This window comes from Shewanella sp. 10N.286.51.B8, assembly GCF_041469325.1.
Taxonomy (GTDB): Bacteria; Pseudomonadota; Gammaproteobacteria; order Enterobacterales; family Shewanellaceae; genus Shewanella.
The window spans coordinates 1-9,474 of sequence record NZ_JBFRKG010000061.1; the positions used below are offsets into that span (position 1 = coordinate 1).

At 42.2% G+C, this 9,474-nt stretch carries 10 protein-coding genes; 6 read left to right on the forward strand and 4 right to left on the reverse strand.

Going from position 1 to position 9,474, the window contains the following annotated elements:
* Positions 1 to 711 precede the first annotated feature (711 nt).
* The gene (locus AB4160_RS18645) at positions 712 to 963 is read left to right on the forward strand and encodes a YkgJ family cysteine cluster protein (RefSeq protein ID WP_102435385.1); all 252 of its coding nucleotides are present in this window, start codon (positions 712 to 714) and stop codon (positions 961 to 963) included.
* A gap of 32 nt (positions 964 to 995) precedes the next feature.
* Positions 996 to 1,451, forward strand: a complete 456-nt coding sequence (locus AB4160_RS18650; RefSeq protein WP_102435383.1) for an Rrf2 family transcriptional regulator — start codon at positions 996 to 998, stop codon at positions 1,449 to 1,451.
* Here the strand turns inward: AB4160_RS18650 and AB4160_RS18655 are convergent.
* The 4 genes from AB4160_RS18655 to gpmM all read right to left on the reverse strand — a co-directional run bounded on the left by AB4160_RS18655 (position 1,426) and on the right by gpmM (position 6,178).
* Positions 1,426 to 2,178 (reverse strand): divergent polysaccharide deacetylase family protein, encoded by a 753-nt coding sequence (locus tag AB4160_RS18655; protein ID WP_372005957.1) that lies wholly within the window; start codon positions 2,176 to 2,178, stop codon positions 1,426 to 1,428. The two genes, AB4160_RS18650 and AB4160_RS18655, sit on opposite strands and share 26 nt — an antisense overlap.
* A 10-nt stretch (positions 2,179 to 2,188) precedes the next feature.
* On the reverse strand, positions 2,189 to 3,391 hold the full coding sequence (locus AB4160_RS18660; RefSeq protein WP_102476993.1) for a S41 family peptidase: 1,203 nt from the start codon (positions 3,389 to 3,391) through the stop codon (positions 2,189 to 2,191).
* Positions 3,392 to 3,501: 110 nt separating this feature from the next.
* Positions 3,502 to 4,635, reverse strand: a complete 1,134-nt coding sequence (locus tag AB4160_RS18665) for a murein hydrolase activator EnvC (protein ID WP_198589350.1) — start codon at positions 4,633 to 4,635, stop codon at positions 3,502 to 3,504.
* A 10-nt stretch (positions 4,636 to 4,645) separates the two neighbouring features.
* The gene (gene gpmM, locus AB4160_RS18670) at positions 4,646 to 6,178 is read right to left on the reverse strand and encodes a 2,3-bisphosphoglycerate-independent phosphoglycerate mutase (RefSeq protein ID WP_372005960.1); all 1,533 of its coding nucleotides are present in this window, start codon (positions 6,176 to 6,178) and stop codon (positions 4,646 to 4,648) included.
* A gap of 377 nt (positions 6,179 to 6,555) precedes the next feature.
* Between gpmM and AB4160_RS18675 the strand changes: the two genes are divergently transcribed.
* The 4 genes from AB4160_RS18675 to AB4160_RS18690 all read left to right on the forward strand — a co-directional run.
* A complete protein-coding gene (locus tag AB4160_RS18675; RefSeq protein ID WP_076541491.1) occupies positions 6,556 to 6,990 on the forward strand; it encodes a rhodanese-like domain-containing protein in 435 nt (144 codons plus the stop codon).
* Between the two features lie 131 nt (positions 6,991 to 7,121).
* Complete coding sequence (secB, locus tag AB4160_RS18680) at positions 7,122 to 7,610, forward strand: protein-export chaperone SecB (protein ID WP_102435374.1); 489 nt, start codon at positions 7,122 to 7,124, stop codon at positions 7,608 to 7,610.
* A 3-nt stretch (positions 7,611 to 7,613) separates the two neighbouring features.
* Complete coding sequence (gene gpsA / locus AB4160_RS18685; protein ID WP_102435372.1) at positions 7,614 to 8,630, forward strand: NAD(P)H-dependent glycerol-3-phosphate dehydrogenase; 1,017 nt, start codon at positions 7,614 to 7,616, stop codon at positions 8,628 to 8,630.
* A gap of 161 nt (positions 8,631 to 8,791) precedes the next feature.
* On the forward strand, positions 8,792 to 9,474 hold a 683-nt coding region (locus AB4160_RS18690; RefSeq protein WP_372005963.1), incomplete at its 3' end, for an aminoacetone oxidase family FAD-binding enzyme.

A 9,474-nucleotide genomic window follows, 5' to 3' on the forward strand; every position in this document is an offset into this window, starting at 1 on the left:
CAACGGCCTGTCACGCCGTGGGCGAGGGTTCGTCTCTTGATAAGAGTAAGTCTGCTCCGCCAACGTAAAGACGAAAGCCTATACAGCAATGTAGAGGCTTATTTCGTTTTAGAAATGAATGAATTGTCAGCGAGAAAGCGAAAGTTCAGCTGTGTGAATCTGATAATGTGATTGTTATTAGAGACTGTCGACTCGTCACACGCTAAGACGCACTGGTATAACTCTTGATAAGAGTAAGTTAGCTGCGGCAACATAAAGAATAAAGATCAAAGCCTCTACCGTAGTGATTTAGTGCAAGGTAGAGGCTTTTTTAGTTCTGGAATTTAGTTTTTATTTACTCAATATTAATGCAGATGTAGAATATTCGGTTGGTCAGGATGTTTTTAGAAACTGCCGACCTATGAGACGTTCGAATTTCAAGATCCAAGAATTAAGGTTCTATTGCAACATGCAGACTTTTTGTTTTTAGCAAATTAAGAAAGTTTTTGGCTTATTGCATCAATCTTGTCTAAATGAAAGTAAAGGCTTTTTGTCAATGGGTAAAGGCTTTGACTCTTTAACTCTAGTCAATACAGATACAAGTAGTTTCGATTGTACCCAAAACTCACATTTTTAAACAAAAGATGCATTTAATGTACTTTTTTTGATTTAGATGTTTTTATATTAGTGATGAGTAAGATATATTGCTCTTTTAAGCAGGTAGGTGGAAGTATGGATTGTCGTTTAGGTTGTGGTGCATGTTGTATTGCTCCGTCAATTACCAGTCCAATACCCGGCATGCCTAACGGTAAACCTGCAGGGGTTCGCTGTATTCAGTTAAATGACGATAATTTGTGTAAGATTTTCGGCGATCCATCAAGACCTGCTGTTTGCGCAGAATTTACCGCGACAATGGATGTTTGCAGTACATCAAATGAGCAAGCATTGATTTTGATCACTGAGCTAGAAGCTTCAACGTCTTAGTATGTACCTTTAATTAGTTTGGATATGACTTTATGCAACTGACCCGTTATACCGATTATGGCATCCGTATTTTAATGTACCTTGCTGCACAGCCAAAAAGAGAGACTTTATTTCGTATTGCTGAAGTCACGGAAGTCTTTGAGCTGTCTTCTAATCATGTTGCAAAGATTATTCATCATCTGGGTAAGCTAGGTTATATACAAACTTTACGTGGTAAAAGTGGTGGGTTTAAATTAGCAGTGAAGCCTAGTGACATTAATCTTGGTCAGCTTGTTGGTGAATTAGAGCCTTCACTGGCCCCTGTTAATTGCAGTGAACCCTATTGCCGCTTTACGCCAGCATGTAGTTTAAAAGGTATTCTTGCGAACGCAGTTGCTGCATATATGAACGTGCTGAATGACTGCACTTTGGCTGATATCGTTAAGAATGCAGATGAGTTAATGGATACCTTACCTGATTTATCTATCTCAATACTTGAACTGAACTAGTGGCTTTATTACTGATCATTGTTACGGGCAACAGCTTTGAAGTATGGACTAGGCTAATTCCTTCGGCTTCTAAGCGATGTAAATTTTGATTCAAAAAGTGCACTGTTTCAGGATATGGGTGTGCTATTACAACAATATTTTCATCGTTTTTTGCTTTTAGTATGATCTGCTTAAATTGTTTCTCTAGTGCCTGCTCACTGACATCGTTATCTAAAAAAATTTGTCTGCGTAATAATGGCACCTCATGTTGCTGCGCCTGCTCACTGGCAACACTAAAGCGGGTTGTCCTGCTATCGACAAAATACAAGTCCTGCTCTTTTAAGCTTTGCATCAGCCAAGTCATTGGGCTTTCAAGTTGTGTGAGCAAACTGCCCATATGGTTATTTGCCCCTTTAGCATAAGGGATATTGGCAATAGAATCTTTTAGCTGGTGTTTTAACTCTTGCTCATCCATTTCATTCGTTAAACCACCTTGGCCTAGGTTTTTACCATTGAGTGCCTGCATGGGAATATGCAGCATAATTTCATTGCCACGCTGATGGCCTTGCTTTGCAAGTTGCTGACCTAATGGAGTATGAGGTAATACCGAAAGGGTAATGCCGTTTGGTAAAGACAAAACCGCCTCATCGGTTTGACGATAACCAATATCGTCAATGATGATAGCGATTTGGGTTGCTTGAACTGGAGCCGTTAACAGTAAAGCTAAAAGTATCAATATATAGCGCACAAAGTCTGCTTTAATTATGAGTTGTTATCCATGCAATAGCGGAAGAAATTTGACCATCCTGTGGTTCATCATATTGCGCTGTAGTTTGTTCAATTATATCCAGATAATCTGTTTTTAGGATAGCATCATTTGATATTTTAATGTCCGGTTCAATGCCTTTAGTGTGAATGTCGTTACCATCTGGCGTGCTATATTTTGCAATCGTGAGCTTTATAGCGTTGCCCATATCCAGCATGGGGATCAAACTTTGTACCGTACCTTTTCCAAAGCTGGTTTCTCCCACTAGCGTGGCGCGGTTATTTTCTTGTAATGCTGCAGCCAGTACTTCTGATGCCGATGCTGAGCCCTTATTAATAAGTACTACCATAGGCACGCCTTTAAATATGGTAGGTTGCGATGCATAGTAGTTTTCATTTGCATCGAAAAAACGCCCTTCAGTTGAAACAATTAAACCTTTTTGCAAAAACAAATCAGCAATACTGATGGCTTGACTGAGTAGCCCGCCGGGATTGTTTCTAACATCTATAATAAGACCTTTTAATTGCTGTTGTTGCCATAGTTTAGCTTGGTTAATAATGGCATTGGTAGCGTCTTCCTGAAACGAGTTAAGTTGTATATAGCCGATATTATTATCAATAATTTTCGCATTAATTGATTTAATATGAATTAGCTCAGGGGCGAGATTAAATAGAAGTGTTTCGTTAGCTTGGCGCTCAATGGTGAGTGTTATTGGTCGCTTGTTGATACTGTGCTGCTTAATCTCGGTAAGTACATCGGTTAAATTGGTTTGATCAATCAGGGTGTCGTTAAGTTGCAGGACCTTATCGCCAGGTTGAATATTAGCGCGGGCCGCAGGTGAGTTGGCATAAGGAGTAATGATAGTGATTTGGTTGTCATCAGTTGCCACTTCAAAGCCGAAACCAAAGTACTGGCCATTATTACTGTCATTAATGCTTTGATAATCGCCAGTATCTAAAAAGCCTGAATAGGGGTCTAGTTTATTGAATATTCCTTCGATGGCGTATTCAATTAAGTCTTCGCGGTCTACTTCATTAAAGTAATAGGTATGAACCGTATCGATGACATCAAGTAAGAGTGAGTAACTGTATTCAGATTGGGTTTTATAGTGTTGCTCTGAACTGGATAAGTTCAATGAAAATGCAACGCTAACGCCTAATATGAAGCACAAGAAATAACGTGTAATTTGCATCATAACTGCCCCTTAGATACCTTGCGGTATTATTAGGGCGTCGATTGATCAACGATTAAACCTACGGAAGGTTTGATAACCGCCAAAGATTAAATTACTTTATTATTAGCGTGTTATCGACAATATCTCGCTGGGTTAATGGCTTGCCCTTTGTGTCTTATTTCAAAGTATAGGCCAGATTCTGTTTGTCCGCCTGAACTCCCAACAAGTGCAATGGATTCACCTTTTTTAACGGTTTCGCCAGGTGGAATAAGTAATGACTGCGCGTGACCATATAAACTCATATAGCCTTCGCCGTGATCGATCACCATAACCATACCAAAGCCTCGTAACCAGTCTGAATAAATAACGGTGCCGTGAGCAATAGCGGTGATGGTTTGTCCTTCAGGAGCGGCAATTACCGCACCTTTCCAGCTGATTTGTCCTGAGCGGCTACTGCCAAATTTAGACGAAACTCGTCCTTTAGTTGGCCATTTTAATTTACCGCGCAGCTTGGCTAAGCCATCCATTGAGGGGCTATTTTTGGCCGCCAGCACCGCTTGTTCAATAAGGTGTTTTAAGCTGGCTTCTTCAATTTGTAGTTGTTCAAGCTCTGCGCCTTTGCTGGTCAAGGTGCGTTGAATTTGTGCTAAGGTTTGTTGACGTTGTGATTGTTCTTTAGCGAGTTGTTTAGCCTGCTTTTGTTGCTCAAGAATTAAGGAATTAAGTTTTTGCTGTTCATTAACTTGCTCAACTTTAACTAGCTCTAATTGCTCAATAGTTGTTTTTAAACTGGTAATGGCTTTAATACGGGCATTATTAAGGTATTGATAATACGCTAACATCCGCTCAACTGTGGCAGGGTTTTGCTGGTTAAGCATCATCTTTGAATAGTCATGGTTACCGGCAAGGTAAGCGCTAGATAATTGTTTAGATAAGGTCTTTTGCTGCGTAACTCGTAGTGTATCTAAGTTGACTTTTTCAGCATCAAGTTCGCGAAGTTTAGTATTTACCGCAGACAGTGAGTTTTGGGTTTGATTAACTTTTTGAGCAGCATTAGAGATAGCTTGCTCATCTCGCTTTAACAACGAAATGAGCTTTTCTCGTTGACGACTGGTGTCCTTCAAAGAGCTTTGTTGTTGGTTAATCTGAGCCTGAATAGATTTCAGCTCTGATTGACGCTTACCAAGATCGGCACTTTGAACTGATGATGTCAGTATCACCAAGCCAGCAAACATGCTGGCTTTAAACAAAAGTCGTTTTTTCACGAGTGGCTAGTTACTCTTTGAGTTTAATGATTGAACGGCCGGTCATTTCCTGCGGCACTTCTTGTTCCATCAAGGTTAACATAGTCGGCGCAATATCGCTCAATCGTCCACCTGCATCAATGGTGGCTTCACGGCCTACATAAATGAAAGGTACCAACTCACTGGTATGGGCAGTATGAGCTTGACCCGTTTGTTCATTGGTCATTTGCTCAGCATTACCATGATCGGCAGTAATAATGCATTCGCCGCCGACTTTCGCTAGCGCCTCTACTACACGACCAATACAAGCATCGACTGCTTCACAGGCTTTAACCGCAGCATCAAATTTACCGGTATGACCGACCATGTCACCATTTGGATAATTACAAATAATCACGTCATAGTCAGTAGACTCAATGGCAGCAACTAATTTATCAGTGAGCTCGGTTGAGTTCATTTCAGGCTGCAAATCATAAGTTGCCACATCTGGCGACTTAATCAAGGTGCGATCTTCGCCTTCAAATGGCTCTTCTTTGCCGCCATTAAAAAAGAAGGTCACATGGGCATATTTTTCTGTTTCAGAAATACGCAGCTGTTTTTTACCCTGTTTTTGTAAGGTTTCACCTAAGGTATTGACCAGATCTGTTGATGGAAATGCCACCACAGCGTCAATGTCATTAGCATAGTTGGTTAGCATCACGAAGTTGATTGCAGGGGTAACTTCACGTGTAAAGCCAGCAAAATCGGTTTCGACAAAACAACGAGTGATTTCTCGGGCGCGGTCAGCGCGAAAGTTCATGAAGATTAACGCATCGCCATCAGCTAAGCTTGCGGTCTCACCTATGGTCGATGCAGCGACAAACTCATCGTTTTCATCACGTTCGTAAGCGGCGTCTAATGCCGCAACTGCGCTTGGGTAATTAAAGTCACCTTTACCTTGAGCAATTAAGTTGAACGCTTTTTCAACTCGATCCCAGCGGTTGTCACGATCCATGGCGTAGTAACGACCAATCAATGAGGCTACCTTACCGTGACCCAAGCTTGCAAATAACTCATCAAAATGGATCAAAGAGTTTTTTGCGCTACGAGGTGGGGTATCACGACCATCTAAAAAGGCATGTAAATACACCTTAGTGGCACCGCGCTCAACCGCCATGCGGCACATGGCTTCAATGTGCTCTTCATGGCTGTGAACACCACCTGGCGACATTAAACCCATAATATGCACAGCGCCATTATTGGCGATAGCTTTATCGATTGAAGCGCACAGTGCCTCATTTTGATTAAACTCATTGTCAGCAATGGCTTTGCTAATGCGGGTAAGCTCTTGGTAAACAATACGGCCAGAACCAATATTGATATGACCCACTTCTGAGTTGCCCATTTGACCGTCAGGTAGGCCAACATCCATACCTGATCCGGAAATTAAACTGCTTGCATATTGGGCGGTTAACTTATCTAAAACTGGAGTTTTCGCATGAAAAACCGCATTTTTATGCGTATTTTCACGATGACCCCAGCCATCTAAGATAAGTAATGCCAGTGGACGTTTTGGTGTCGTCATGGGAGTACCTTTAAGTTTTAAAAGAAAAAGTTTTAAGAGAAAGCTAAAATTTTAATGGTATGGATATTACTTCTTTTTCAGCTCCTGAAAAAGAAATTTACCTTTGAAGAGCGGCTCAGTAGAGGCAATTTACGATGAATAGCTTGCCCAGTCACAATCCCGTGCAAGATGAATAAGGCTCAATAACAACACATTTAGTCAAAAACCTGTGAGCTATTGCCCTTAGGATAGTAAGCAAATGCAATGTTTCGTCGTTAAAGTGCTGCCCATGGCACAGTAGAGAAGATGATTAGGCTTGAATTTGCTGCATTATAAAGATGCAATCGGTATACTCTGTGGCTTATTAATTTTAGCCATTTTTAAAGTAGGCAGAGAAGATGCAAGAATATATCGAATTTTTTCAAGCTAACCCTGTATTAAGTATCGCATGGGTTGGTTTATTTGCTGCAGTTGTGGTGATGACCATTAAATCAGCAACCTCAAAAGTGAGCAACGTCAATACTCAAGAACTGACCATGCTAATGAACAAGCAAGGCGCTAAAGTTGTTGATGTGCGCTCTCAAGACGATTACCGCAAAGGTCACATCGTTGACGCTATTCATGTGCCATTAGCAGAAATCAAAAATAATAAAGCGACTGCCCTTGAAAAGTTTAAAACCAGTCCCATTATTACTGTATGTGCTGCTGGAATGACATCTTCGCAAGCTGCTCAACTTCTTGTCGCTCAAGGGTTTGAGAATGTTCATAACCTAAAAGGCGGTATGGGTGATTGGCAAGCGGCAAACTTACCTGTTGTTAAAGGTAAGAAGTAAGATAACAAACTGGTGAGACCCAATTTACCGGGATGGTCTAAAATGTTGTCTAACGGCCACATTTTAGCGACAAGCCCAAATTTACGATTAGCTTCGCAGAAGAGCTAAAAAACATTTGAAGGTAGGAAATCATGGCTGAAGTAGCAAACAACGAAGAGCAAGCACCACAATTCAACATCCAACGCGTTTACACAAAAGATGTGTCTTTTGAAACGCCAAACAGCCCAGAAGTTTTCCAAAAAGAATGGAATCCAGAAGTTAAGCTGGATCTTGATACTCGTAGCAACAAGCTATCTGATGATGTTTATGAAGTGATCCTTTCTCTAACTGTTACTGCACAAAATGGCGAGCAAACTGCTTTCTTATGTGAAGTTCAACAAGCGGGTATCTTCTCTATCACTGGCTTAACTGAGCAACAACTTGCTCACTCTTTAGGTGCTTACTGCCCTAACGTACTATTCCCATACGCACGTGAAACAGTAGGTAACTTAGTTTCTCGTGGTACTTTCCCACAGCTTAACCTTGCTCCAGTGAACTTTGATGCACTATTTGCACAATATGTTCAACAGCGTCAGCAAGAAGCTGCTGCAGCACCAGCTGCTGAAGAAGCAAACGCATAATATATGAATAACACTGCTGAAATTGCGGTTTTAGGGGCGGGGTCTTACGGCACCGCCCTTGCCATTTCTCTTGCAAGAAGTGGCCACAAGACCTTACTTTGGGGTCATGAGCCTGAGCACATGACCGCGTTAACTAACGATCGCGCCAATAATGCCTTTCTACCAGGGATTACCTTTCCTGATAGTCTTGAAATTGAAGCCGACTTAGCCACCGCACTTGCTGCCACTAAAAATGTATTGGTTGTGGTGCCAAGCCATGTGTTTGGTTTAGTACTGCAACAGGCCAAGCCTTTGCTACGAGATGATGCACGCATTGTCTGGGCGACAAAAGGTTTAGAGCCTGAAACAGGTCGATTACTGCAAGATGTTGCTCTTGAGCATCTTGGGGATAAATTTCCATTAGCAGTATTATCAGGCCCAACCTTTGCAAAAGAACTGGCTGCAGGTATGCCAACAGCAATTTCGGTAGCGGGCACCTGCCCAAGCTTCACTAATGATTTAGTGGAACTACTGCATAGCCCGAAACGTTTACGTGTTTACGCTAATGATGATTTTACCGGCTTACAATTAGGTGGCGCAGTTAAAAACGTTATCGCAATTGGCGCTGGCATGTCTGATGGCATTGGCTTTGGTGCCAATGCACGCACCGCATTAATCACTCGTGGTTTGGTTGAGCTAACCCGTTTAGGCGTTGCTTTAGGTGCTGATGCTAATACCTTTATGGGTATGGCAGGCCTTGGTGACTTAGTACTAACTTGTACCGATAACCAATCACGTAACCGTCGTTTTGGCTTGGCATTAGGTAAAGGCTGCGATGTCGATACTGCTCAAGACGAAATCGGTCAAGTGGTTGAAGGCTATCGCAACACCAAAGAAGTTTACACTTTAGCTAAACGTCTTAATGTTGAAATGCCTATCACTGAGCAAATTTACCAAGTGTTATATCAAGGTAAAAGCCCAACAGATGCCGCTAAAGAGCTACTGGGTCGAGACCAAAAGTCTGAAACCATTAGTGAATAGCTAAAGGCATGTGTGTAAGTGTGAATGCGACTAAAAGGGTGCTAATATAGCGCCCTTTTTTGTGGCTTAAATATACCGCTTGCTAGCTGATTAACGCTGTCGAGTAGGCAGCGTAAACTGTCACAATAATCGCCCCCAATCATTTTAAAGAGAGTAAGCTTGTGAAACATCATGACGTGATCATTATTGGCGCTGGCGCAGCAGGACTCATGTGCGCCTCTACTGCTGGCTATCGAGGTCGTGATGTTCTAGTGCTAGATAATGCTAAGCAAGCAGGCCGTAAAATTCTCATCAGTGGCGGCGGTCGTTGTAACTTCACTAATCAAAAAGTGGAACCTCACAACTTCTTGTGTGGTAACAGCCACTTTGTAAAATCTGCCTTAGCACGTTACCGTTCAAGTGACTTTATCGAGTTAGTTGAGCGTCATGGCATTGAATATCACGAGCGTGATCATGGGCAGTTATTTTGTAATGACTCAGCTAAAGAAATTGTCAGCATGTTAATGACAGAGTGTGAATGGGCTGGCGCGCAAATACAGCTACGCACTGAGATTGTGTCGGTCACCAAAAATGATGCTGGGCAGTTTGCAGTCGTGACCTCAAACGGTGAGTTTAGTTGTGAGTCACTGGTGATTGCCACGGGCGGCTTATCAATGCCCAAACTTGGCGCATCACCTTACGGTTACAAGCTTGCAGAACAATTTGGACTAAAGGTGTTACCGACCACAGCAGGCTTAGTGCCGTTTACATGGCATACGGAGCAAAAAGCGCGTTTTGAGCCTCTGTCGGGCATTGCGGTGCCAACAACAATCACCGCGCAAGATGGCACTCAGTTTAGCGAAGC

Bases quoted from the DNA above. Each gene is read 5' to 3' on its own strand.
- gpmM (WP_372005960.1), bottom strand. From the start codon at position 6,178: ATGACGACACCAAAACGTCCACTGGCATTACTTATCTTAGATGGCTGG.
- AB4160_RS18660 (WP_102476993.1), bottom strand. From the start codon at position 3,391: ATGATGCAAATTACACGTTATTTCTTGTGCTTCATATTAGGCGTTAGC.
- AB4160_RS18645 (WP_102435385.1), top strand. From the start codon at position 712: ATGGATTGTCGTTTAGGTTGTGGTGCATGTTGTATTGCTCCGTCAATT.
- AB4160_RS18650 (WP_102435383.1), top strand. From the start codon at position 996: ATGCAACTGACCCGTTATACCGATTATGGCATCCGTATTTTAATGTAC.
- gpsA (WP_102435372.1), top strand. From the start codon at position 7,614: ATGAATAACACTGCTGAAATTGCGGTTTTAGGGGCGGGGTCTTACGGC.
- secB (WP_102435374.1), top strand. From the start codon at position 7,122: ATGGCTGAAGTAGCAAACAACGAAGAGCAAGCACCACAATTCAACATC.
- AB4160_RS18675 (WP_076541491.1), top strand. From the start codon at position 6,556: ATGCAAGAATATATCGAATTTTTTCAAGCTAACCCTGTATTAAGTATC.